This window comes from Pedobacter sp. KACC 23697, from assembly GCF_045348445.1.
Classification (GTDB): Bacteria; Bacteroidota; Bacteroidia; order Sphingobacteriales; family Sphingobacteriaceae; genus Pedobacter.
Genome location: NZ_CP157485.1, coordinates 3,661,529 through 3,684,479, shown reverse-complemented (window position 1 = coordinate 3,684,479; position 22,951 = coordinate 3,661,529). Strand labels below are relative to the sequence as shown.

The 22,951-nt window shown below is 38.5% G+C and carries 24 protein-coding genes; 15 read left to right on the top strand and 9 right to left on the bottom strand.

Going from position 1 to position 22,951, the window contains the following annotated elements; all coding sequences use genetic code 11:
* Nucleotides 1–11 precede the first annotated feature (11 nt).
* From rpsE to ABEG20_RS14680, 13 genes are all read left to right on the top strand, one after another.
* Nucleotides 12–530 carry a 30S ribosomal protein S5 gene (gene rpsE / locus ABEG20_RS14740; RefSeq protein ID WP_010599893.1) on the top strand — a complete coding sequence of 173 codons (519 nt, stop codon included), beginning with the start codon at nt 12–14 and terminating at the stop codon, nt 528–530.
* Nucleotides 531–534: 4 nt separating this feature from the next.
* Complete coding sequence (gene rpmD / locus ABEG20_RS14735) at nt 535–714, top strand: 50S ribosomal protein L30 (protein ID WP_010599892.1); 180 nt, start codon at nt 535–537, stop codon at nt 712–714.
* A 106-nt stretch (nt 715–820) separates the two neighbouring features.
* Nucleotides 821–1,267 carry a 50S ribosomal protein L15 gene (gene rplO / locus ABEG20_RS14730; protein WP_025145210.1) on the top strand — a complete coding sequence of 149 codons (447 nt, stop codon included), beginning with the start codon at nt 821–823 and terminating at the stop codon, nt 1,265–1,267.
* Nucleotides 1,268–1,274: 7 nt separating this feature from the next.
* Nucleotides 1,275–2,615 (top strand): preprotein translocase subunit SecY, encoded by a 1,341-nt coding sequence (secY, locus tag ABEG20_RS14725; RefSeq protein ID WP_090501111.1) that lies wholly within the window; start codon nt 1,275–1,277, stop codon nt 2,613–2,615.
* Between the two features lie 7 nt (nt 2,616–2,622).
* Nucleotides 2,623–3,408: a type I methionyl aminopeptidase gene (gene map / locus ABEG20_RS14720; RefSeq protein WP_406824068.1), complete on the top strand. Its 786-nt coding sequence runs from the start codon at nt 2,623–2,625 to the stop codon at nt 3,406–3,408.
* A gap of 71 nt (nt 3,409–3,479) precedes the next feature.
* Nucleotides 3,480–3,698: a translation initiation factor IF-1 gene (gene infA, locus ABEG20_RS14715; protein ID WP_010599888.1), complete on the top strand. Its 219-nt coding sequence runs from the start codon at nt 3,480–3,482 to the stop codon at nt 3,696–3,698.
* Between the two features lies 1 nt (nt 3,699).
* Nucleotides 3,700–3,816 carry a 50S ribosomal protein L36 gene (gene rpmJ / locus ABEG20_RS14710; RefSeq protein ID WP_010599887.1) on the top strand — a complete coding sequence of 39 codons (117 nt, stop codon included), beginning with the start codon at nt 3,700–3,702 and terminating at the stop codon, nt 3,814–3,816.
* A gap of 70 nt (nt 3,817–3,886) precedes the next feature.
* Nucleotides 3,887–4,264, top strand: a complete 378-nt coding sequence (gene rpsM / locus ABEG20_RS14705; RefSeq protein ID WP_010599886.1) for a 30S ribosomal protein S13 — start codon at nt 3,887–3,889, stop codon at nt 4,262–4,264.
* A gap of 152 nt (nt 4,265–4,416) precedes the next feature.
* Nucleotides 4,417–4,806, top strand: a complete 390-nt coding sequence (rpsK, locus tag ABEG20_RS14700; protein WP_010599885.1) for a 30S ribosomal protein S11 — start codon at nt 4,417–4,419, stop codon at nt 4,804–4,806.
* 60 nt (nt 4,807–4,866) lie between these two features.
* A complete protein-coding gene (rpsD, locus tag ABEG20_RS14695) occupies nt 4,867–5,475 on the top strand; it encodes a 30S ribosomal protein S4 (RefSeq protein WP_029282720.1) in 609 nt (202 codons plus the stop codon).
* Between the two features lie 85 nt (nt 5,476–5,560).
* Nucleotides 5,561–6,553 (top strand): DNA-directed RNA polymerase subunit alpha, encoded by a 993-nt coding sequence (locus ABEG20_RS14690; RefSeq protein WP_025145205.1) that lies wholly within the window; start codon nt 5,561–5,563, stop codon nt 6,551–6,553.
* A gap of 94 nt (nt 6,554–6,647) precedes the next feature.
* Entirely contained in the window at nt 6,648–7,172 is a 525-nt protein-coding gene (gene rplQ / locus ABEG20_RS14685; RefSeq protein ID WP_406824067.1) for a 50S ribosomal protein L17, read from the top strand.
* An 85-nt stretch (nt 7,173–7,257) separates the two neighbouring features.
* Nucleotides 7,258–8,109 (top strand): glycoside hydrolase domain-containing protein, encoded by an 852-nt coding sequence (locus ABEG20_RS14680; protein WP_406824066.1) that lies wholly within the window; start codon nt 7,258–7,260, stop codon nt 8,107–8,109.
* Between the two features lie 27 nt (nt 8,110–8,136).
* Here the strand turns inward: ABEG20_RS14680 and ABEG20_RS14675 are convergent, their stop codons facing one another.
* Together ABEG20_RS14675 and ABEG20_RS14670 are read right to left on the bottom strand one after the other, a co-directional pair.
* The gene (locus ABEG20_RS14675) at nt 8,137–8,769 is read right to left on the bottom strand and encodes a gluconate 2-dehydrogenase subunit 3 family protein (protein ID WP_406824065.1); all 633 of its coding nucleotides are present in this window, start codon (nt 8,767–8,769) and stop codon (nt 8,137–8,139) included.
* Between the two features lie 10 nt (nt 8,770–8,779).
* Complete coding sequence (locus ABEG20_RS14670; RefSeq protein WP_406824064.1) at nt 8,780–10,516, bottom strand: GMC family oxidoreductase; 1,737 nt, start codon at nt 10,514–10,516, stop codon at nt 8,780–8,782.
* 285 nt (nt 10,517–10,801) lie between these two features.
* Here ABEG20_RS14670 and ABEG20_RS14665 point away from each other — a divergent pair, with 285 nt between their 5' ends.
* A complete protein-coding gene (locus tag ABEG20_RS14665) occupies nt 10,802–11,989 on the top strand; it encodes a class I SAM-dependent methyltransferase (RefSeq protein WP_406824063.1) in 1,188 nt (395 codons plus the stop codon).
* Between the two features lie 207 nt (nt 11,990–12,196).
* Here the strand turns inward: ABEG20_RS14665 and ABEG20_RS14660 are convergent, their stop codons facing one another.
* Nucleotides 12,197–12,556, bottom strand: coding sequence for a DUF1304 domain-containing protein (locus tag ABEG20_RS14660; protein WP_406824062.1), 360 nt, complete (start codon nt 12,554–12,556; stop codon nt 12,197–12,199).
* Between the two features lie 471 nt (nt 12,557–13,027).
* On the opposite strand from ABEG20_RS14660, the gene dnaK reads away from it, so the two are divergent.
* Complete coding sequence (gene dnaK / locus ABEG20_RS14655) at nt 13,028–14,935, top strand: molecular chaperone DnaK (protein WP_406824061.1); 1,908 nt, start codon at nt 13,028–13,030, stop codon at nt 14,933–14,935.
* Nucleotides 14,936–15,272: 337 nt separating this feature from the next.
* On the opposite strand, the gene ABEG20_RS14650 is transcribed toward dnaK, so the two are convergent.
* From ABEG20_RS14650 to ABEG20_RS14625, 6 genes are all read right to left on the bottom strand, one after another.
* Entirely contained in the window at nt 15,273–16,172 is a 900-nt protein-coding gene (locus ABEG20_RS14650) for an NDP-sugar synthase (protein WP_406824060.1), read from the bottom strand.
* A gap of 118 nt (nt 16,173–16,290) precedes the next feature.
* A complete protein-coding gene (locus ABEG20_RS14645) occupies nt 16,291–17,865 on the bottom strand; it encodes a helicase HerA-like domain-containing protein (RefSeq protein ID WP_406824059.1) in 1,575 nt (524 codons plus the stop codon).
* 99 nt (nt 17,866–17,964) lie between these two features.
* Nucleotides 17,965–18,264, bottom strand: a complete 300-nt coding sequence (locus ABEG20_RS14640; RefSeq protein WP_406824058.1) for a chaperone modulator CbpM — start codon at nt 18,262–18,264, stop codon at nt 17,965–17,967.
* A gap of 5 nt (nt 18,265–18,269) precedes the next feature.
* On the bottom strand, nt 18,270–19,166 hold the full coding sequence (locus ABEG20_RS14635) for a DnaJ C-terminal domain-containing protein (protein WP_406824057.1): 897 nt from the start codon (nt 19,164–19,166) through the stop codon (nt 18,270–18,272).
* A 398-nt stretch (nt 19,167–19,564) separates the two neighbouring features.
* Entirely contained in the window at nt 19,565–21,982 is a 2,418-nt protein-coding gene (locus tag ABEG20_RS14630) for an alpha/beta hydrolase family protein (protein ID WP_406824056.1), read from the bottom strand.
* Nucleotides 21,983–22,236: 254 nt separating this feature from the next.
* Nucleotides 22,237–22,653 (bottom strand): DUF1801 domain-containing protein, encoded by a 417-nt coding sequence (locus ABEG20_RS14625; protein WP_406824055.1) that lies wholly within the window; start codon nt 22,651–22,653, stop codon nt 22,237–22,239.
* Nucleotides 22,654–22,951 lie beyond the last annotated feature (298 nt).

Here is a 22,951-nt window from a genome sequence, read left to right as displayed (position 1 = left end):
GAAAAAGTAAGATGTCAACTATTAATATAAAAAGAGTAAAAACCACCGATATCGAATTAAAGGATCGTTTGGTTAGTATACAACGTGTTGCCAAAGTAACCAAAGGTGGCCGTACTTTCAGCTTCTCAGCAATTGTTGTTGTAGGTGATGAAAACGGTGTTGTTGGTTTCGGTTTAGGTAAAGCGAAAGAGGTAACTGAAGCAATTGCTAAAGGTGTGGATGATGCTAAAAAGAACCTGGTAAAAGTTCCAATCTTAAACGGTACTGTTCCTCACGAACAAATCGGTAAATTCTCTGGTGGTTTTGTTTTAATCAAACCAGCTGCAGTAGGTACCGGAGTAATTGCTGGTGGTGCGATGCGTGCCGTATTAGAAAGTGCTGGTGTGCATAACGTATTGGCAAAATCTAAAGGATCATCTAACCCACACAACGTGGTAAAAGCAACTGTTGATGCATTAACTAAAATGCGTGATGCTTATACAGTAGCCCAAACCCGTGGTATAGATTTAAACAAAGTATTTAACGGATAATATCATGGCTAAGATCAAAATAACACAAGTAAAAAGCGTTATCGACAGAAGCGAGCGCCAAAAAAGAACCGTTCAGGCTTTGGGTTTATCTAAAATGAACCAGAGCGTAGAAGTAGAAGCTACTCCACAGATTATCGGTATGGTTCGTAAAGTGAACCATTTGGTAGCAATCGAAGCAATCTAGTAAAAGTTTTAAAGGTAGTATGGGTATAAAAGCCGGTACTACCTTTATATATGTTTAATCGTTGTACCTGTTTAGTGAAAGCGAAGGGCAACACAAATTCAAAAAGATGAATTTAAGTAATTTAAAACCTGCAGTAGGTTCTACAAAAAACAGTAAAAGAATTGGTCGTGGTACAGGTTCTGGTCGTGGCGGTACTTCAACCCGTGGTCACAAAGGTGCGGGTTCTCGTTCAGGTCACAAAACCAAAATCGGTTTCGAAGGTGGTCAAATGCCTTTACAACGTCGTGTGCCTAAAGTTGGTTTCAAACCAATCAACCGTACAGAATATGTTGGTGTAAACTTAGACGTTTTACAAGCATTAGCTGAAAAACATAGCTTAACAACTATCGATTTTGCTGCTTTACAAGCACATGGTTTAGCTTCTAAAAATGACTTGGTTAAAATTTTAGGTCGTGGTGAAGTTAAAGCAAAGCTAGAAATTACAGCACATGCGTTCTCTGCAACCGCACAAAAAGCTATTGAAGCTGCAGGTGGTTCTATTGTAAAATTGTAATTATTAAATGAAGAAGCTATTTACTACTTTAAGTAATATCTGGAAAATTCAGGAATTAAAAGAGCGTATCTTGTTTACGCTCTTAATTCTTTTGGTATACCGTTTCGTATCTCACGTGGTTTTACCAGGTGTGGATCCAACTGCTTTGGGCAATAACGAAAAATCAGGAATTTTAGGCTTACTGGATATGTTTGCCGGAGGTTCTTTCTCTCGTGTGTCTATTTTAGCATTGGGGGTAATGCCTTATATCTCTGCATCTATCGTGGTGCAACTATTGGGTATTGCTGTTCCTTCTTTCCAAAAAATGCAGAAAGAGGGCGAAAGTGGTAGAAAGAAAATGAACCAGATTACCCGTTACCTAACGGTAGCGATCACAATCGTTCAGTCTGTTGGTTACGTTAAAACGCAGGTTCCTGCAGAAGCTATTTTATTGCCAAATACTTTATTTTTAGTGTTATCTACGTTTGTATTAACGGCAGGTACCTTATTTGTAATGTGGTTAGGTGAAAAAATTACGGATAAAGGTATTGGTAACGGTACATCGCTAATCATTATGGTTGGTATTATTGCCCGTTTACCAGTAGCAATTTCTCAAGAGTTTAGTGCACGTGTGGGTTCGGCTAGTGAAGGCGGAGGCCCGGTTGCATTGGTTTTAGAGATCGTTGCTTTATTTGCAGTGGTGATGTTTACCATTTTAATTGTTCAGGGTGTACGTAAAGTGCCTGTACAATACGCGAAGAAAATTGTTGGTAACCGCCAGTTTGGAGGTGTTCGCCAGTATATTCCTTTAAAGGTTAATGCTGCAGGTGTGATGCCGATCATTTTCGCTCAGGCGTTAATGTTTATTCCAGGTGCTTTAATGCAGTTTGTTCCTTCATTACAAGGTTCTTGGTTAATCCAGTTCAGCAACACCACTTCGTTGGCTTATAGCTTAACGTTCGCATTTTTAATTATCGCATTTACTTTCTTCTATACGGCCATTACCGTTAATCCAACTCAAATGAGTGATGATATGAAGAAAAACGGTGGCTTTATTCCAGGTATTAAACCTGGTTTTGCAACATCAACTTTTATTGATGATGTAATTTCCAAAATCACTTTTCCAGGTGCTGTATTTTTAGCGATCATTGCTATTCTGCCTTCTATTGCGGTTAAGTTTGGCATTAAACAAGAGTTTGCACACTTTTTTGGTGGTACTTCATTATTGATTTTAGTGGGTGTTGTATTGGATACATTACAGCAGATCGAAAGTTATTTATTGATGCGCCATTATGATGGTTTGATGAAAACAGGTAGAGTTACTGGCAGAACAGGAGTTCCTGCTGCAAGTAGCAACGCAGCACTGTAGTGTAAGGATGTCTAAAATTTATTACAAATCTCTTGAGGAGATCGAGTTAATAAGAGAAAGTTCCATGCTTGTTTCTAAAACTTTAGCCGAAGTGGCCAAGGTGATAAAAGCAGGCATGACTACTATTCAGTTAGATAAATTGGCCTACGAGTTTATCAGTGATCATGGAGCCATTCCTGCATTTTTAAACTATAATGGTTTCCCTTACTCACTATGTATTTCGCCGAATGAACAAGTTGTTCATGGTTTTCCAGGTGAATATGTGATACAAGAGGGCGACCTCATTTCGGTTGATTGTGGGGTGATCAAAAACAATTATTTTGGCGATTCTGCATATACTTTTCCTGTAGGAGAGATAGATGCTGAAAAACAAAAGTTGCTTACCGTTACTCAACGTTGCCTGGAATTGGGTATAGAAAAAGCTGTTGTTGGCATGCGTACCGGTGATATTGGCTATGCGGTTCAGCAGTATGCAGAAGCTAATGGATTTGGTGTAGTAAGAGAGCTTGTAGGACATGGTGTTGGTGTAAAACTTCACGAGAAACCAGAGGTTCCGAATTATGGGAAACGTGGTGCAGGACCAAAACTGGAAGAAGGAATGGTCATTGCAATAGAACCCATGATCAATGCCGGTGTAGCCGGTGTTAAATTCCATAACGATGGATGGACGGTAACCAGTAAAGACAATAAACCATCGGCACATTTTGAACACACAATAGCCATTAAAAAGGGCCAGGCAGACGTTTTATCAACGTTTTCTATAATAGAAGAAGTTTTACAACAAAAAAAATAAATAATTAAAATTTTTTGTTTAATTTTGCAACCCTGTTTAGAAGCAGCTAATTAAGTAACAATCAATAAAATATGGCTAAACAAGCCTCAATTGAACAAGACGGAGTAATAAGGGAAGCATTATCTAATGCGATGTTCCGGGTTGAACTCGAGAACGGTCATGAGATAATTGCCCATATTTCAGGAAAGATGCGGATGCACTACATCAAAATCCTTCCTGGAGATAAGGTTAAATTGGAAATGTCTCCTTATGATTTAACAAAAGGACGCATTACTTATAGATACAAATAAAATGAAAGTTAGATCATCAATTAAAAAACGTAGCGCTGATTGCAAGATTATTCGCCGTAAAGGAAAACTTTACGTTATCAACAAGAAAAATCCTAAATATAAGCAACGTCAGGGGTAATTAGAAAATAGTGTAATTTACCGTACAACGGTGGCCCGCCGTTCGGAATTACTACAAAACAATAACAAATATGGCAAGGATTTCAGGTATTGATTTACCAAGAAACAAAAGAGGTGAGATCGGTTTAACCTATATCTATGGTATTGGTAGAACAACTGCTCAACGTATTTTAACTACGGCAGGTATCGATTTAAACAAAAAAGTACAAGACTGGTCTGATGATGAGTTATCAGCAATCCGTACAATGATCAACGATGAGATTAAAGTAGAAGGTGCTTTACGCTCAGAGGTTCAGTTAAACATCAAACGTTTAATGGATATTGGTTGTTACCGTGGTTTACGTCACAGAAAAGGTTTACCTTCTCGTGGTCAGCGTACTAAAAACAACTCACGTACTCGTAAGGGTAAGAGAAAAACAGTTGCTAACAAGAAAAAAGCTACTAAATAATAGATAGGTATGAGGTGTGAGATTTTAGATGTGATAACCATGTCTTTAAAATCGGCTCAGATCTGGAATAAAAGATAAAAAGTAGGATACTGAGTATCGAGGTAGATTAAGTTTCATATCTCAAGTCTCATATCTAAAATCTAAAAGATAAAATGGCTAAAAGTAAAAAAGTAACAAAAAAACGTATCGTTGTAATTGAGCCTGTTGGTCAAGCGCATATCAACGCTACTTTCAACAACATCATCGTTACGTTAACAAACAACAACGGACAGACTATTTCATGGTCTTCTGCTGGTAAAATGGGCTTTAAAGGTTCTAAAAAGAACACGCCTTATGCAGCTGGTCAAGCAGCTTCAGATTGCGGTAAAGTGGCATTTGATTTAGGTTTACGTAAAGTTGAAGTATTTGTAAAAGGTCCGGGTTCAGGTCGTGAGTCTGCAATCAGAACTTTACAGGTAGCAGGTATCGAAGTAACATCTATTAAAGATATTACTCCACTTCCTCACAACGGTTGTCGTCCTCCTAAAAAGAGAAGAGTTTAATTAATTTTAAAGCTAAGAATCTCCAGCTACAGGTTGGATGATACTTTAAAAACAGAAAAAATGGCAAGATATACAGGCCCAAAATCAAAAATTGCACGTAAATTCAGAGAACCAATCTTCGGTCCTGATAAAGTGTTAGACAGAAAAAATTATCCTCCTGGGCAACATGGCTCATCAAAAAGAAGAGGAAAACAATCTGAATATGCTATCCAGTTAATGGAGAAACAAAAAGTAAAATACACTTATGGTGTATTGGAAAAACAGTTCAGTAACTTGTTTAAAAAAGCATCTTCACGTGCTGGTATCACCGGTGATAACTTACTTCAGTTATTAGAAGCACGTTTAGATAATACAGTTTACCGTTTAGGTATTTCAACAACCCGTTCTGGTGCACGCCAGTTAGTTAGCCATAAACACGTAACCGTGAATGGTGAAGTTGTAAATATCCCTTCATATCAGTTAAAAGCTGGTGATGTGGTTGCTGTTCGTGAAAAATCTAAATCTTTAGAATCAATTAGTAACTCAGTTGCAGGCAGAACAATCAACAAGTTCGCATGGTTAGAGTGGAACGCCAGTGAATTGACTGGTAAATTCTTAACCTATCCTCAACGTGATGAGATTCCTGAAAATATCAAGGAAAACTTAATCATCGAGTTGTACTCAAAGTAATAAATGAGCTAGTTAATTACCTCAAAAGGGTAATTAACTTTTTTCATGTTACTATATATTCAATAACGAATTTAAAAAATTATAAATGGCAATTTTAGCATTTCAGAAACCAGACAAAGTGATCATGCAGAAATCAACTGATTTCGATGGCACATTTGAATTTCGTCCTTTAGAGCCCGGTTTCGGTGTAACAATTGGTAATGCCTTAAGAAGAATTTTACTTTCTTCGTTAGAAGGTTATGCTATTACTACTATTCGTTTTTCAGGCGTTTCTCACGAATTTTCTACCATGAAAGGTGTTGTAGAAGATTTAACTGATATTATCTTAAACTTAAAACAAGTTCGTTTTAAGAAAACAGGTGATTCAGGTGATTCTGAAAAAGTTTTCATCATCGTTAATGGTCAAGATCAGTTTAAAGCTGGTGATATCACTAAATTCTCTAACAACTTTACAGTTTTAAACCCTGAGCATGTTATTTGCAATATGGATAAATCTGTTACTTTGGAAGTGGAATTAACCATCAATAAAGGACGTGGTTATGTACCTGCTGAAGAAAATAAAGTTGCTGATGCTGTTGTAGGTGTAATCGCAATCGATTCGATTTATACTCCAATGAAAAATGTAAAATACACGATCGAAAACTTTCGTGTTGAGCAAAAAACGGATTATGAAAAATTGGTATTAGATATCTCTACTGACGGTTCAATTCATCCTGAAGAAGCATTAAAAGAGGCGGCTAAGATTCTTATCCAACACTTTATGTTATTCTCTGATGAGAATTTGGTATTAGAATCTCAGGCTAAAGAAGAAACTAAAGAAGTTGACGAGGAAATTTTACACATGCGTAAAATCCTTAAAACTGAATTGGTAGATATGGACCTTTCCGTTAGGGCATTAAACTGCTTAAAAGCGGCTGATATCCGTACTTTAGCTGATTTAGTTTCTTACGATGTTGCTGATATGTTGAAATTCAGAAACTTCGGTAAGAAATCTTTAACAGAGATCCAGGAATTAGTAAAATCAAAAGGTTTATCATTCGGTATGAACCTGTCTAAATTTAAATTAGACGAAGAATAAGCGCATGGCGCTCAGCGCTAAGCGAAGTAAACTATTATTTCACAGTGTATAATTCCCTCTGAGACAGAGACGGTATACACTTAATCAAAAAACAATGAGACACGGTAAAAAAGTAAACCACTTAGGTAGAACCGACAGCCACAGAAAAGCGATGTTAGCTAACATGGCTACATCACTAATTAAAGCAAAAAGAATTACGACAACTTTAGCTAAAGCTAAAGCTTTACGTACGTATGTTGAGCCATTAATCACTAAAGCGAAAAATGACACTACTCACTCACGTCGTACAGTTTTCTCTTATCTGCAGGATAAAGAAGTAATCACTATTTTGTTCCGTGAAGTGGCTGAGAAAGTAGCTAGCCGTCCAGGTGGTTATACTCGTATCATTAAATTAAACAATCGTCAGGGTGATAACGCTGAGATGGCTTTAATCGAATTGGTAGACTACAATACAGTTTACGGTAAAGATGTAGAAGTTAAAGAAGAAAAGAAAACAACTCGTCGTGGTAGAAGTAAAGCTGCTGCTGCACCTAAAGCTACTGAAGCTAAAGCTGAAGTTGCTGAAGAAGTTGCTCCTGCTGAAGAAGCTCCTGCTACTGAAGAACCAAAAGGAGAATAATTTTATTCAACTTAAGTATACGAAAGTCCTGTTCGAAAGAATAGGACTTTTTTTGTTATCTTGAGGCAGAATTTTACCAATACTTATGAAAGTATTTGCCACCTTATTACTCGTCATTTTAACCTGTTTATCTTCTGTTTATGCCCAGGATCTTGACCGTTATGATTCACTAAGCGTTATTGATCAAGCCTTATTACTCAGAGGACATAAAATCGAGATCAATGCAGATGGTTTTTTAAAACAAGTAAGCGCTGGCAATTTGCCTGATAGTATGGTTAAACGCCATCAAATACTTTATGAGCCTGTTCATTTTCACTATTATATCGATGCTAAAAAGCAGTTCAAGTTTATTCCAACTGCATTCAGGTTTTTAACTATCGGAAAAGACGCTGTTACATGGCAGGCGCAAAGTACAGCTGATGGCTTGAAACAAGATGTTTTTGGTCAGGCATATGCTAACGGAGTCATTCGGTTTAAAGTGTATATTTCAGGTACTGATGTCAAATTTCAAAATATCAATTTTCATATTCCTTTCAATATTGGCAGTTCAAACTATTTTAGTGGCTTAGGCCAAAAGGGCAATACACGTCCAGATACGGTAAAATGGAATTCAAGTAGCCTTTTAAAAATAAAACCAGCTTTTTGGGTAGGCAATGAGCTGCAGGGGCTTTATTTAAGATTGGATGATCAACCTGTAGTTAATGATCATCATTTCATAAACGGTTGGCTAAATGAGAAAAACGAAGGCTTTCAGATTAATGTTAAAGGAGGCTCTATGCTTTCGGATTTTACGACTGGAAGTATTGCATTAACTTCAGGACAGGAATTAACCTTCCATTATACTATCATCATTTCTGAGCATGGTAATTTGAAGATGCCCGTTAATTCAAAGCAGAAGTTTAAACATTTGTTGTATTTAGATCTGCACACCAAATAAAAAGGAGCGAATGCTCGCTCCTTTAAGTTAAATTTTTACATTTTCCATTCCATACTGCTTGAGTACATCGGCAGGAACACCGGCCCACTGATTTGGCGCATTACCCACATAACCAATATCTTTCACACCCATTTCTGTGGTGTAAAAACCTGATGCCGTTAAATTTCTCATTCTGTTGAAAAAGGTTACGCCGGCCTGCATTTCTGGTCTGGCTTTTTTAGGGTAGGCAATTTCATCTACGATGGAGATCTGCTGTTCTGCCGAGGCTTCAACAAAAGGTTTTTGAAATTTATTGAAGCTATATATATCTAACCATTTCAGACCGCCACGCATAGGTATCTTATGCTCAGGAATATCTTTTACGATAAACTCGATAAACTCTGGCACTTTTGCATCAGATGCGCTGCCCGAAATCTCATCTTTTGGAATAATAATATCGGCCAAAACGGTAATCGTAGCCATTTCATGTTTGGTGAAAAAAGTTTCTGATTTCAGATTTTTATCACGGTCTAATTCCCACTGCTCCCTTCCTGCTTCTTTTGCGCTTTCTTCTGGTGCAGCAACTTCGGTCTTTGCTTCAGGTTCTTTACATGCATCAAGCAACACGGTTGTGCTGATGGCGGTTAAACCTAATGCTTTTAGTGAATCACGTCTGTTCATATGGTAATTCTTAAATGTTCTGTTTTTTCTTTTGAGCTAAAATATATTCTGCAGTACGCATGGATAGGGCCAGGATCGTCCAGGTGGCATTTTTGTCGCCCTGCTGTACAAACGGACCAGCATCTACCACAAATAGATTTTTACAGTCGTGAGCCTGACAGAACTTGTTCAATGCAGATTTTTTTGGATCATCGCCCATGCGTATTGTACCTACTTCATGGATAATTTTTCCAGGGTTGAGCAAACCGTAATTGGTATCTGCGCCTTGAATTTCTGAAGTCACCACTGCACCCATTTCCTTCATAATCGAAAGGAAAGTTTCCTGCATGTGTTTCGCCTGTAGAATTTCATCTTTATCCCACTTGTAATTAAACCTTAAAACCGGAATGCCATATTTATCTACCGTGTTCGGGTCGATTTCGCAATAGTTACTTTCTCTTGCAATGGCGGTACCACGGCCGGCCATGCCAACACCAGTTCCATAAAAACGGCGGTAATCATCTTTTAATGATTTTCCATAACCTCCGGCTTCTTTCATTTTACCATCTCTGCCAGGTACCATACCGTTCATTTGCGCTACACCACCACCAAAACCGTAAGCAGGCATGCCCATTCCACCCCAATATTCGATGTGGTAACCTCGGGGGAAGTTGAGTTTACGATTATCTAACCACCAAGGCGAATAAATATGTACACTGCCTACACCATCTTCATTATAACGTTTCCGGTCCATTAACTGTGGGAGAAAGCCCGAAACACTTGCACCGGTAGAATCGTGCAGGTATTTACCCACTACACCACTGCTATTGGCCAGGCCGTTTGGATGTGAAGTTGATTTCGAATTTAATAATATACGTGCTGATTCGCAGGCGCTTGCACCTAAAATAACCAGTTTGCCATTTACCTGATATTCCTGCAGATCTTTACGGTTTACATAAGAAACACCTTTTGCGGTACCGTCCTTATCTGTAATCACTTCGCGTACCATTGCATCGGTAATCACCGTCAGGTTTCCTGTTTTTACTGCAGGGTTGACCAAACATGATGATGATGAAAAATCGCCGTAAACTTTACAGCTTCTGCCGCATTGGCCACAGTAAAAACACGGTGCACGATCATTGTTATTCGGTAAAGCTTCTGTTAATACAGACCCGCGGCCGGTAATTACCTTTACACCAGCTTTTTCAGCTCCTTTTTTAATAAAAAGTTCATTTAATCTTGGTTTAGGTGGTTTCATAAAGATACCATCAGGTTCATTTTCTAAACCTTCAGCTGTTCCATAAATACCGATCATGCGGTCAACCTTATCGTAAAATGGTTTTACGTCAGCATAGGTTATCGGCCAGGCATCGGTTAAACCATCTTTAGGCTTAAAATCATCCGGACCCATCCGTAAAGAAATCCTGCCCCAGTGGTTGGTACGGCCACCGAGCATCCGCGAACGGAACCATTCGAATTCACTTTTGTTTTTCTGGGTATAAGGCTCGCCTTCTAGTTCCCATCCGCCATACGAAGCATCAAAATCACCGAAAGGACGGACGGTGCCTGCCCCACGGCGTGGCGATTCCCATGGCCATTTTAATTGATGTGAATCTAATCGCGGGTCAAAATTTTGACCAGCCTCAAGCATTAAAACCTTTTGACCGGCATGCGCCAGCACATAGGCTGCCATCCCGCCACCTGCACCTGAACCCACAACGATGGCATCATATACGGTTGGCGATTTTTTTATCTGAAAGTCACTCATGTATTGTGATTAGCTATTTAAATACCCTAATCTAAAGTTTAATTTTTTGAAAAAAAAGCGTTCCGCTATTTTGGAATCAATATAGATAATCATGTTACGGCGCTTTCCTAAATCGTATTATGTTATTTATTTATTTAAATCAATGCCAACGATTTTTCTGGTTGAAAATGACTGTACATATTACATTTTACCTCTTCCATCATTTTTTAATGGTCGCTCTATTGTTACATTATTGATTGGATACTCAGCTCCAGATAAACTTGATTATCTTTGTATTTTAAATCAATGTCAGTGACAGAATATATCAACCAATTTATTACAGCTTTAAGAGAAAGTTTAAATGCTGAAACTTTTGTTAAAATTTCTTTAGGGAACTATAAAGGAGCGGAGGAAGCCTTAAAACAATTGCTGATCCGCAAGGTGATGATCAAACGAGAAGATAAAATGGCTGTTACCTATCGTTACCAAACACGCGACATGGTAAAAAATTATGCTATTGATATGGCAATTGATTTAATTGAGGATTACCTGGAAAATGGATTTAAAATAGCTACACTGTTTACCACAGAAAAAGACCTGATCTTAGAAGAACTGAATAATGGAAAAGTTGTATTGCGGAAAGGTAAAGCATCTAGTGTGGAAGTGCCGTCTGCCCATCATGACAAAGCAAAAATCAGGGTGATCAAACCTGATTCGAAATCCTATTTAACCGAATTAAAGATTACCGACACAGATGGTAAAGTGTTTAAAAATGCGCAGGATAAATTCAGGCAGATTAACCATTACATTGAAATTTTAAGTTCTTTAATAAAAGAACTGCCAGAAGGGACGATTAAAAAAGTGGCTGATATGGGCTCGGGTAAAGGTTATTTAACCTTTGCACTATATGATTACCTGCATTCTGTTTTAAAGTTGGAAAGCGAGGTGATTGGAGTAGAGTACCGTCAGGATATGGTTGACTTATGTAACCAGGTTGCTGTTAAATCTGCTTTCGATAAATTGAATTTTGTACAGGGAACTATTGAAGATTATCAAGCTGAGGATGTAAACCTGTTAATTGCATTACATGCCTGTGATACAGCAACTGATGATGCCATTTATAAAGGAATTAAAGCTAATGCCGAACTGATTGTGGTTGCGCCGTGTTGCCATAAACAGATTCGCAGGGAAATAGAGAAAAGCAAAGTGAAAAACGATGTTTCTTTTTTAACTAAATATGGAATTTTTTTAGAACGTCAGGCCGAAATGGTTACAGATGGAATCCGTGCGCTGATTTTAGAATACTTTGGTTATAAAACTAAGGTGTTCGAATTTATTTCTGATGCGCATACGCCTAAAAATGTGCTTGTGGTTGGGATGAAGGGCAAAGCGCTGAGCGCAGAGCGGAAAGCGGAAGTTTCGATGAAAATTAAAGCCAGTAAGGAATACTTTGGGATTGGATACCATCATCTGGAAAAATTGTTGGAGTTGTAGATTTTTAGTGCGGTCGTCATGCTGAATTTATTTCAGCATCCTTCACGATAAGACCCTGAAACAAGTTCAGGGTGACGATCGACTTGTTAAGTTGATCACTAAGAACGGATAGCTTATGCATATAATATTAATCGCGCCAGGAATTTACTAGGTTATCGTCGTTCTGAACTTGTTTCAGAATCTTTATGCTAACTATTATAGACGAAATTACAAGTGCAATAAAATCAGTGCCACTAAAGCAGGTATAGATTGCACATATAAAATTTTCTTACTCGCAGTTGCTGCACCATAAATACCTGCAATAATTACGCAGGTTAAAAAGAATATGGCTACATACAGGCGCCAATGAGGATCACTGATACATAACGACCAGATTAAACCTGCGGCTAAAAAGCCATTGTACAAGCCCTGATTGGCAGCCAAGGTTTTTGTTGGCACAAATAAATCTTTCGGGATGGTTTTAAAAACTTGTGGCGCTTTGGTGGTCCAGGCGAACATTTCTAACCAAAGGATGTAGATGTGGATCAAGGCGACCAAGCCGATTAAGATTTGTGCTGCTATTTGCATTTTATAATGGATTATACAGATTTAAGTGATTGATTGTAATTTAAAGATATAAAACTTTGGGGCATTTAGATGTCTACTTAATATTTCTGCTTACCTTTTTATCACCGAAGCGCAAAAAACGCGGTTCAATAAACCCGATAATAGCGAACACGAGTGAAACGAAGTAAAGCGGTTAGCGGGGCAGGTGATCCCGACGAGATTCGAACGCTTATTTTCAAATCACTTTAAAGAACTTCTCTTTAAGCTTTAGTCTTTCTGCTTTCACCTTTGGTCTTTAGTCTTACCCTCCCTTACTTCCATCCTCCATCCCCATCTTCCATCATTTTCTGTCATGCTGTCAGTATCAAAATCGATTATTTTTTACATTTTATCAGTCTTTTGCTCATATTCTCTGCCAAAAACCAATTGGCACAAGCATTGTTTAATAGCAGTAGAAATTATAATACTTTAAAAAGAGAAAATAAAAATACAATGGGAAAAATTATTGGAATAGACTTAGGAACAACAAACTCTTGCGTGAGCGTAATGGAGGGCAATGAGCCTGTAGTTATCGCAAACAGTGAGGGTAAACGTACTACACCGTCTATTGTTGCTTTTGCAGAAAACGGTGAGCGTAAAGTTGGCGAGCCTGCTAAACGTCAGGCTATAACCAACCCAACAAAAACGATATATTCAATTAAACGCTTTATGGGGAGCAGCTACGACGAAAGTGCGAAAGAGGCTGGACGCGTACCTTATAAAGTAGTAAAGGGTGATAACAATACTCCACGTGTTGAAATCGACGACAGAAAATATACTCCACAGGAGATTTCTGCAATGATTTTGCAGAAAATGAAAAAAACTGCTGAAGATTTCTTAGGACAGGAAGTAACTGAAGCGGTAATTACTGTACCAGCTTATTTTAACGATGCACAACGTCAGGCGACTAAAGAAGCGGGCGAGATTGCAGGTTTAGCGGTAAAACGTATCATTAACGAGCCAACTGCAGCTGCTTTAGCCTATGGCTTGGATAAAGCACACAAAGACATGAAAATTGTGGTGTTTGACTGTGGTGGTGGTACTCATGACGTTTCTGTATTGGAATTGGGTGATGGCGTTTTTGAAGTAAAATCTACTGATGGTGACACACACTTAGGTGGTGATGACTTTGACCACATCATTATTGATTGGTTAACTGATGAGTTTAAATCAGAAAACAACATGGATCTTTCTAAAGATCCAATGGCGTTACAACGTTTAAAAGAAGCTGCTGAGAAAGCTAAAATCGAGTTATCAAGCACCACTTCTACTGAAATTAACCTGCCATACATTACTGCTGATGCCAGCGGCCCTAAACACCTGGTACGTACATTATCCCGTGCCAAATTTGAGCAGTTAGCTGATAGCTTAATTAAACGCACTATCGATCCTTGTAAATCTGCTTTGAAAAATGCCGGTTTAAGCACAGGTGATATCGACGAAATTATTTTAGTAGGTGGTTCTACACGTATCCCTGCTATTCAGGAAGCTGTTAAAGCTTTCTTCGGTAAAGAGCCAAGTAAAGGTGTTAACCCTGATGAGGTTGTAGCGATTGGTGCTGCTATTCAGGGTGGTGTATTAACCGGTGATGTTAAAGATGTATTGTTATTAGACGTTACGCCTTTATCATTAGGTATTGAAACCATGGGTGGTGTAATGACTAAATTAATCGAGTCTAACACAACAATTCCAACTAAAAAATCGGAAACCTTCTCAACTGCAGCTGATAACCAGCCTTCAGTAGAAATCCACATTTTACAAGGTGAGCGTCCGATGGCTGCTCAGAACCGTACAATTGGCCGTTTCATTTTAGACGGTATTCCACCAGCACCTCGTGGTGTGCCTCAGGTAGAAGTATCATTCGATATTGATGCCAACGGTATTTTACACGTAAGTGCAAAAGATAAAGCTACTGGAAAAGAGCAAAAAATCCGTATCGAAGCATCTTCAGGTTTAACTGATGCGGAGATCAAAAAAATGAAAGAAGAAGCTGAAGCTAATGCAGCAGATGATGCTAAGCAAAAAGAAGAAGCTGATAAAATCAATGGTGCTGATGCTTTAATCTTCTCAACTGAGAAACAATTAAAAGAGTTTGGTGATAAATTATCTGCTGATAAAAAAGCGCCAATCGAAGCTGGTTTAGAGAAATTAAAAGCAGCGCATTTATCACGTAACTTCGCAGATATCGATGCAGCTTCAGCTGAATTACAAGCTGCATGGAACGTAGCATCAGAAGAGATGTACAAAGCTGGTGAGCAACCTCAGGGTGGTGAACAACCACAAGCTGATGGTCAGCCTCAAGGTGGCGATAATGTTACTGACGTTGATTTTGAAGAAGTAAAAGAAGACGATAAGAAATAGTCTTAAGTCTTTAATCTTGGGGCGTAAGTCTTGGGAGCATAAATAAGAGCGTTTCTGATTAAGTTCAGGAGCGCTTTTTTGTTTTTAAAGGCGTTTGTTTAACTTCTATGTTTTATAGTGTTTAGGTGATTTTGGAAATGAAAGTTCGCGTACTTTTCGGAAACTACAGTCCCGCCATTCGCTGTAGCCCCCATGATCCCGATGAAAAATCGGGACGGGGCTGCCGCTGCTGTCGGGTTTATTAAGGGAGGTTTGTGGTTATAAATTAAAACGCCGCAGGCTTTTATAAACCTGCGGCGTTTGCTTAAAGTGATCGTTATATAACTTCGGAATCAATTTAACTCCATAGTTTTTCCGGGTATGTTCCATTTTTGACCAATTGGTCAATACTATCCTGAACATAAGGTTTATCTTCTTTGTAAGTTACGCCGAACCATTTGTTTGAAGTAGGGATCACTTTAAAGGTTGCCGTATTATTCTTTACCAGGTTTTCACCAATTAACGGAATAAAAAACTCTGCTTTAGGCTTATCTTTATTTGCTTCAGCAAATTCTTTGAATAAATCTTCAGTAATTTTAAAAACAGCAGGTGTAAAGCCCCAGAAATTCATCGAAACCGGAGTTTCATAGCTTAAAGGAAATTCTTCACCATTTTCTTCATAAAAAATGTTGCCATCTTTAGGGTAAACCTTTGTACGCTCTATAATTTCTTCGAGGTTGCCAGCTGCATCTACCTTACAAACACCGCGGGAAACAGCTCCAAATTCTGATAAAGTTTTACCGATCTGGTAACCGATGATCGAATAATTACTATCCGTTACTTCTGTAGTTAAGAAATCGACCATTTTTTTAAAGGCATCGAAACCATAATAATCGTCGGCGTTAATCACGCAGAATGGTTCTTTAACTACATCTCTACCTGATAGGATGGCGTGCGCAGTACCCCAGGGCTTTTCTCTGTAAATTTCTTCTTCTATGCCAAACGGTTTTAAATCGAAATTTTGGAAAACATAATCTGTTTCTATTCTTCCGGCAAGTTTAGGCTCAAAAATAGCTTTAAAGTTATCTACAAACTCTTCTTTAATGATAAATACAACTTTACCAAAACCGGCATTTATTGCATCATATATTGAATAATCGATAATCGTTTCGCCATTAGGGCCAAAACCATCAATCTGTTTCATGCTTCCATAGCGGCTGGCCATACCAGCTGCCAATATTAATAAGGTGGGTTTCATTTATTGTTTATTATTTTTTTATGTTGAGACTTTGATGACGGAATATTTAATATATCATCTTAGTTTCAACTTGCGAAATTAGTTATTTAAGTTTTTGTTATATTAATTAATAAGTTTTTTAAAATCCAAAAAGGCCACCGCCGGTTTTTGACCGTGTTTTTTTTCCCGTAAGCATGCCAAATATACCACGAACAATTTCTTTACCAATTTGTCGGGTGATGGTTGCGCCCATCACCTGTTCAACAAGGCTCTTTTCTCCTGGCTTGGGTTTGTTTTCTTTTTCGGCTTGTTTCTCAGCTTCAGCTTCTTGTTTTTCTTGTTCTGCTGCTGCAGTTTGTTCGTTAATGCGTTTGGTTAAAATGTCGTATGCACTTTCAGGATCGATAGGATCTTTATATTTAGCGTACATCTGACTGTTACGAACGAGCTGATCGAAATCGGCAGCTGTAAGTGGTCCCATTACTGCCCTTGGCGGAGTAAGCATGGTTGCCGATACTTCAGTTGGAATACCTTTTTCATTCAATACAGTTACCAACGCCTGTCCGGTGCCTAATGAAGTTAATATTTTATCGATTTCATAAAAATCCGATTTTGGATAAGTGTTAACCGTCTTTTTTAAGGCATCTACGTCATTTGGGGTAAATGCCCTCAATGCATGTTGCACGCGGTTACCTAATTGGCCCAAAACACTCTCCGGGACATCAGTTGGTGCCTGGGTACAAAAGAAGACACCAATACCTTTAGAACGGATTAACCTGATGATAGTTTCTATCTGTTCTAAAAATGCTTTAGAAGAGTTTTTGAACAATAAATGGGCTTCATCGAAAAAGAATACCAGCTTTGGTTTGTCTAAATCGCCCACCTCTGGCATGGTATTAAATAACTCAGCCAGTAAGCTTAATAAAAAGGTAGAGTATAACACAGGCTGATTCTGTACATCAGAAATGTTTAATAAACTAATGGTTCCTTTGCCATCAACCCGCTCGAAAAGATCATCGGTATCAAATGATTTTTCGCCAAACATACCACCTAAGCCCTGTTGTTCTATTGCCACTATTTTTCTCAGCATGGTGCCCGATGTTGCAGTGGAAATGCTGCCATAACTGCTTTTAATTTCTGCTGCACCAGCGCCCTCTGAAAGATAGGATACCAATTTTTTTAAATCATTTAAATCAATTATCGGCAATTTGTTATCATCTGCGTATTTGAAGATAACCGCTAAAACCCCTGCCTGTGTATCGTTTAAATCTAAGATTTTTGATAAGAGTGTCGGTCCGAACTCCAGTACGGTTGCACGCATCTGTGCACCCATTTTGCCTGAAAGAGAGTAAATCTCAACAGGGAAACCTGTAGGCGAGAAAATTTTGCTGAGCTGTTGTACCCTTTCTTCTATTTTTGGATTAACGGAGCCTGGTTGGTTTAAGCCTGATAAATCGCCTTTAACATCCAGCATAAAAACCGGAACGCCTGCATCAGACAGTTGTTCTGCCAATAACTGTAGCGTACGCGTTTTACCTGTTCCGGTTGCTCCGGCAATAAGTCCATGCCTATTCATCATTTTTAATGATAAATTAACTTCGGCTTCGCTATAAACCTGTCCATCTAAAATTCCGGCACCTAAATAAATGTACGAGCCTGAAGGAGCGTAAGATGATTTTATTTTTTCGATGAAACTTGAAGAAAGATCGCTCATTTTTTAAAATTAGATTGCCAATTTAAGAAACATATCTTATAATGATTGTGTTTTTTGTTAGGACTTTAATCCAAAATACTACACAAAGCGCATTTATTGTTACTGGTTAATCTGCTTATAATAATTTAGTTCGTTCTGTAGTACCGTTATTTTCTCTTGCATATTTTGCAATTGATTGAGCAGGTGGGAAACGGCGTGAATGCCTTCTAAATTAATCTGCAGATCATTTGCCAAACGCAGATACTGCTCTAATTTGGATAATTCATCAACAGGCAAAAAAACAGATTGCTTTTTTACCGTAGTCTGGATCAGTCCAAAATTTTCAAGAGAATGGATAAAGTTGATCTCTACATGATGATAAGCACAAATGTCTTCTACGGGTATTAGATAAGTTTCCATAATGGTTAGAATTTGGAAAGTTTTTCAAATAGTTCTTTTTGTTCGGCATTTAAATCGGTAGGGATTTTAACCTGCCATTTAATATACAGATCGCCAAACTGGTTATCTTTTTTGTAAACAGGAAATCCTTTTCCTTTCAATCTTAAGGTTGTATCTGGCTGTGTGCCTTCTGGTACTTTAAGCTTTACTTTGCCACTTAAGGTTTCTACAATTTTTTCACCACCTAAAATGGCAGTATACAGATCTACTTCCTCCCGGATGTAAATGTCGCTCCCTTTCCGTTTAAATTTGGGGTCATCGCTAATATTAAATTTAATATAAAGATCGCCTGGAGGGCCGTTGTTAACACCTGGCGCACCATAACCCGGAAGTTTGATCTTCTGCCCGTTTTCAACTCCTGCCGGAATGGTAATACGTACCTGTTTGCCATTAACGGTTAAGGTTTGTTTGTGTGTAGTATAAGCATCAAGCAGGTTCAATTGTAAATCGGCACTATAATCCTGGCCTTTAAATGGCGAATTTCTACTGCTTCTGCCACCGCCTCCACCAAACATAGAAGAAAAGAAATCAGAAAAGTCTTCGCCGCCAAAACCACCAGAATAGCTACTGCCACCATAACCCTGGCCTTGCGATTGGTATTGCCTTTGTTGCTGTTGCTGGGCATCCAGCTGATCGGCATGCTGCCAATCTTTGCCATATTTATCGTATTTTTTCCTTTTTTCGGGATCACTTAAAACTTCGTTAGCCTCATTAATCTGCTGAAACTTTTTATTGGCTTCTTCATTATTGGGATTGAGATCAGGATGGTGTTTTCTGGCTAACTTTCTATAAGCTTTTTTAATATCCTCTGTAGTTGCATCTTTTTGTAAATCGAGGATTTTATAATAGTCTATGTAGTCCATAATGGCTTAACAAATTAATAAAGGGAATGTTCAATTTTATTATATAAAGGTAAGGTTTTAGGGTGGGAATGTGTAACAACAAGGAACAAAGGGCGGAGAGTTGAGCATAGAAGGTACCATAAGAAATGTCCTTCAGCCGGCTATCATCAACAAACTCTAAATAAAACCTTCATCTCGACTGGAACGCAGTGGAATGGAGAGATTTATCTCGAAGTAGATTTTTCGACTTTGCTGCGATCGGCTCGAAATGACGGTCACTTTTTAGAAATTATTGATGTTAACGTCTCTGCCAATAATATTGATTCTTGGGTATTAAATTATTCCTTAGGATGACAAAATTCTTTAAACAAAAAAGTGCCCCACCTGGAGGCACTTAAATCTATAATGGCGGAGCAAAATTATTTTTTATTTTTCACGTATTTTTCCAGCCACTGGTCTTGCTCCCAAAGCATATGTAGCAAGTTTTCTTTGCCACGGTAACTGTGAGCCTCGTAGGGTAAAAATACAAAACGGGTTGTACCGCCTGCACCTTTAATGGCATTGAACAAACGTTCACTATTGATGGGAAAAGTACCTGGATTATCGTCAGCATCGCCATGGATTAATAATAATGGTGTTTTAATTTTATCAGCATAGCTAAATGGGCTCATTTCGTAATATAACTGAGGCGCCTGCCAATAGGTACGTTCTTCATTCTGGAAACCAAATGGTGTTAGGGTACGGTTATAAGCACCACTACGGGCAATGCCTGCAGCAAAAAGATTGGTATGTGCCAACAAATTAGCTGTCATAAAGGCGCCATAACTGTGGCCGCCAACGGCCATACGTTTTTTGTCGCCAACCCCTAAATCAGAAAGTTTATTAATGGCTGCTTCAGCATTTAGCTGGAGCTGATCTACAAAGGTATCATTAGGTTTTTTACCATCTTTAGCTACAATTGGCATTTCGGCATTATCTAAAACTGCATATCCGCGGGTTACCCAAAAAATAGGAGAGGCCCAGCTAATGGTCGTGAATTTATCTTTAGATCCACGGATCTGTGCAGCATCTGCTGCGGAATTAAACTCTCGCGGGTAAGCCCAGATTAAAGTGGGCAGCGGACCGTCTTTATCTTTGTTATATCCCTTTGGTAGATACAAATCCCCTGTTAAATCAACACCATCAGCACGTTTGTAAGAAATTTTTTCTTTGGTAATGCCTGCTAAAGAGGGGTAGGGGTTAGCGAAATTAGTAATAGGCTGGTCGGCAATACGAAGCACCAGGTTTTTAATAAAATAATTAGGTACTAATTTTTGGCTTTCTTTACGGGTAAGTAAAATCAGTTTATCCGGATTAATTACATCACTTACATATTCGAATGTTCCTTCTGAACTGCGCCAGATAATCTCGTTCTTTTTAGTATTTAAATCAAATTTAGCCAGAAATGGCAGATCTCCTTTTTCTGATGAACCCACTATATTGTTCATTAACAGTTTAGTGCCATTATCTACTGTTTTAATTACCTGTCTGCCGTATTTATTTTTAATTGTTACAGGAGTGCCCGGGTTGCCATATGCATCGGTTTGATTTCGGCTATAGAGTTCTTCTACTGCACCTGTTGAAGGGTTGTAGCGGCTCACCTTGCTGGTTTGCTTGCTGCGCAGGCCTTCCATAATAAGGGCAAGGTTGGCATCGCCCCATTGTACACCACGGTAACGCGTTTGTGTTTTAAATAATTCTTTCTCTGTTCCGGTAAAAGGTGCACTTAATGCATAAACTGCATCGTGATAGGGAACATTTTTTTTAATTAAACCACTGTCCAGTGGCTTGCACCAAACCAGTGAAGCCGGTTCATCATCTCTCCAGTCGAAACTGCGTGGTACATTTTGAACATTGTCATAACCGGATGGCGTGCCCTCCGATGATGGTAATTCGGCGATTACCTTAATGATTTTTCCAGACAAATCGTTAATGCTCACCGTAGACGGAAAGCCATAAGCCGAAACGAGATAGGAAAAAGGTTTACGGATGGTTTCAACCATCATGTAATTTTTATCAGGTGATAAACTGGTTAAGGCATAAATAGCCGGTTTACCAATGGGCGTTTCAACCCCATCCGTGTTTTTAACCAGTTGCGAGGTGGCAAAAAAATCGAATAACTGTTCGTCAAAAGGTGATTTAATCAAATCCTGATAGGTGGCACTAGGTGCAGCTTTTCCTAAATTCTGCTGGATGGTTGGCCCTTTAGGCATTAATGGTTTTTTGGGTGCAGCACTGGCAGGTTTAGTTACGGTACGGTAAATAATGGTATGATCATTTAACCAGGTAAGACCGCTGCCTAAAACAACGTTTAAAAAAGCCTTATTGGTTTTGGTCGCTTTTTTTGTAGCCAGATCAATGATGTAAAGATCTACTCCTTTTTGCGTGGTATGGGTAAAGGCAATCTTATTTTCCGATGGATTCCAGTTGATGTTGCCGGCGTATAATGGGCTTGGCAAACCGGTTATCTGAAAATTCTGGTTGGACCTGATGTTTTTTAAGCTGAAATTGTTGATATAGGTTTGTCTGCTTGGCGAGTAATTGTTTGGGTTTAATCTTAAACCTGCAATTCTGTATTCGGGCATGGCCAATTCTTCTACAGAAGGGTATGAATTACGTTCGCTAAATAAGATCCATTCCGCTTTGCCGTCTATGCTTACACCAGGAGTTGGTTTAGCCAGTAACAAATCGGCAATTTCTTTTGGGGGAGTTTGGTAGCTTACTGCATCTTGCGCGGCCGAATGAAGCGAAATACAAGTGCCTGCTATCCATAAATAAAGGCTTAGTTTTTTAATCATTTCCAGTTTTTTATTCGAAATAAGGAATGATCAAATATTGTAAAATTTAACTTACCCGTGCGTAACTTCTTAGTGAGGCATTTGTTTCATTGAATCTGAATGCTAAGGAATTTTTTATGGATGTGCTGATTCGGCACTTTATGCTATTCAGATCGCCAAACCCATCGACTTATTAACCTAAATCAGTAATTTAAATGCATACTTTACTCATCACGAATTGGGTTAATGCCATCAACCATCTTACATTTTCATTCTCAAGGATATAAACTGCTGATCTTTGCAACAGAATTGCTAATCATTTCTTTTAATACCTCCACGTCAATATCGTTCAGTTTTTTTATGTACACACAAGCTTTGCCGGTTTTGTGTTTACCAAATTTAGCCAGCAGTTCTTCACGGTCGTTAAACGCTGATGATAAATACAGGGCTATGGTATCTTTGCGTGGCGAAAAACCAACCAGAGGTGCATCACCTGCTCTGCCGCTTTCATATTTGTAATGGTAACTGCCGAAACCAATAATAGCTGTTCCCCACATTTTTGCTGTAAAGCCTGTTATTTCAGCAATAATATCCAACAGATGAAAACAATCAGCTCGTTTATTTTCGTCAGGAACAGTATTTAAAAAGTCACGAACGCTTAAGTCGTTTTCTATAGTTTTATTTTTTGCCATTTTTTATGATAAATAATGAAGTATGGAACTATTTATAGCTGATGTATAGCAACAATTTGATGGCTGTGAAGAAACCAGTTCAATAATTATAATAGGTTTTAATCTGCCAGAGATATAAACAAAATAGCCACCTGTTACGATGGCTATCGGTAAGAAGAGTTATACCTTACTTATGGTGTGCCTGCCCTCCGCGGATCTCCCGCTCACAGGACTTTTTGATCTTTCTTTTATGCTTAACAATTTAGGCAATAGTTGGTTTTAATTCGATAAATAATTTTGCACACTGTGTGGAAAATGT

What these genes read in the sequence shown, in the direction of transcription:
- ABEG20_RS14635 (WP_406824057.1), bottom strand. Translation starts at nt 19,166, where the DNA reads ATGGACTACATAGACTATTATAAAATCCTCGATTTACAAAAAGATGCA.
- dnaK (WP_406824061.1), top strand. Translation starts at nt 13,028, where the DNA reads ATGGGAAAAATTATTGGAATAGACTTAGGAACAACAAACTCTTGCGTG.
- secY (WP_090501111.1), top strand. Translation starts at nt 1,275, where the DNA reads ATGAAGAAGCTATTTACTACTTTAAGTAATATCTGGAAAATTCAGGAA.
- infA (WP_010599888.1), top strand. Translation starts at nt 3,480, where the DNA reads ATGGCTAAACAAGCCTCAATTGAACAAGACGGAGTAATAAGGGAAGCA.
- rpmD (WP_010599892.1), top strand. Translation starts at nt 535, where the DNA reads ATGGCTAAGATCAAAATAACACAAGTAAAAAGCGTTATCGACAGAAGC.
- ABEG20_RS14645 (WP_406824059.1), bottom strand. Translation starts at nt 17,865, where the DNA reads ATGAGCGATCTTTCTTCAAGTTTCATCGAAAAAATAAAATCATCTTAC.
- rpsD (WP_029282720.1), top strand. Translation starts at nt 4,867, where the DNA reads ATGGCAAGATATACAGGCCCAAAATCAAAAATTGCACGTAAATTCAGA.
- ABEG20_RS14680 (WP_406824066.1), top strand. Translation starts at nt 7,258, where the DNA reads ATGAAAGTATTTGCCACCTTATTACTCGTCATTTTAACCTGTTTATCT.
- ABEG20_RS14665 (WP_406824063.1), top strand. Translation starts at nt 10,802, where the DNA reads ATGTCAGTGACAGAATATATCAACCAATTTATTACAGCTTTAAGAGAA.
- rpsM (WP_010599886.1), top strand. Translation starts at nt 3,887, where the DNA reads ATGGCAAGGATTTCAGGTATTGATTTACCAAGAAACAAAAGAGGTGAG.
- rplO (WP_025145210.1), top strand. Translation starts at nt 821, where the DNA reads ATGAATTTAAGTAATTTAAAACCTGCAGTAGGTTCTACAAAAAACAGT.
- ABEG20_RS14660 (WP_406824062.1), bottom strand. Translation starts at nt 12,556, where the DNA reads ATGCAAATAGCAGCACAAATCTTAATCGGCTTGGTCGCCTTGATCCAC.
- ABEG20_RS14630 (WP_406824056.1), bottom strand. Translation starts at nt 21,982, where the DNA reads ATGATTAAAAAACTAAGCCTTTATTTATGGATAGCAGGCACTTGTATT.
- map (WP_406824068.1), top strand. Translation starts at nt 2,623, where the DNA reads ATGTCTAAAATTTATTACAAATCTCTTGAGGAGATCGAGTTAATAAGA.
- ABEG20_RS14625 (WP_406824055.1), bottom strand. Translation starts at nt 22,653, where the DNA reads ATGGCAAAAAATAAAACTATAGAAAACGACTTAAGCGTTCGTGACTTT.
- rpmJ (WP_010599887.1), top strand. Translation starts at nt 3,700, where the DNA reads ATGAAAGTTAGATCATCAATTAAAAAACGTAGCGCTGATTGCAAGATT.
- rpsE (WP_010599893.1), top strand. Translation starts at nt 12, where the DNA reads ATGTCAACTATTAATATAAAAAGAGTAAAAACCACCGATATCGAATTA.
- ABEG20_RS14670 (WP_406824064.1), bottom strand. Translation starts at nt 10,516, where the DNA reads ATGAGTGACTTTCAGATAAAAAAATCGCCAACCGTATATGATGCCATC.
- ABEG20_RS14650 (WP_406824060.1), bottom strand. Translation starts at nt 16,172, where the DNA reads ATGAAACCCACCTTATTAATATTGGCAGCTGGTATGGCCAGCCGCTAT.
- rpsK (WP_010599885.1), top strand. Translation starts at nt 4,417, where the DNA reads ATGGCTAAAAGTAAAAAAGTAACAAAAAAACGTATCGTTGTAATTGAG.
- ABEG20_RS14675 (WP_406824065.1), bottom strand. Translation starts at nt 8,769, where the DNA reads ATGAACAGACGTGATTCACTAAAAGCATTAGGTTTAACCGCCATCAGC.
- ABEG20_RS14690 (WP_025145205.1), top strand. Translation starts at nt 5,561, where the DNA reads ATGGCAATTTTAGCATTTCAGAAACCAGACAAAGTGATCATGCAGAAA.
- ABEG20_RS14640 (WP_406824058.1), bottom strand. Translation starts at nt 18,264, where the DNA reads ATGGAAACTTATCTAATACCCGTAGAAGACATTTGTGCTTATCATCAT.
- rplQ (WP_406824067.1), top strand. Translation starts at nt 6,648, where the DNA reads ATGAGACACGGTAAAAAAGTAAACCACTTAGGTAGAACCGACAGCCAC.